Raw genomic sequence first — 255 nt, 5'->3', positions numbered from 1 at the left:
TCATCGCCACGTTGTCGCCCGGCATGACCATTTCCGTGCCTTCCGGCAGCGAGATCGCGCCGGTCACGTCGGTCGTGCGGAAGTAGAACTGCGGACGGTAGTTGTTGAAGAACGGGGTGTGACGACCACCTTCGTCCTTCGACAGAACATACACTTCGCCCGTGAAGTGGGTGTGCGGGGTGATCGAGCCCGGCTTGCACAGGACCTGACCACGCTCGACGTCTTCACGCTTGGTACCACGCAGCAGGGCGCCGA

1 protein-coding gene is annotated in these 255 nt (G+C 62.4%); it reads right to left on the bottom strand.

Annotated elements, in window-relative coordinates; translation table 11 throughout:
* The coding region (locus ACLIIZ_RS21190; protein ID WP_465221455.1) for an EF-Tu C-terminal domain-related protein at positions 1-255 on the bottom strand (255 nt) is incomplete at both ends.

The sequence above is a fragment of the Azonexus caeni genome (assembly GCF_048146105.1).
Taxonomy (GTDB): Bacteria; Pseudomonadota; Gammaproteobacteria; order Burkholderiales; family Rhodocyclaceae; genus Azonexus; species Azonexus aromaticus_B.
This window is presented reverse-complemented; position numbering and strand designations above follow the sequence as displayed.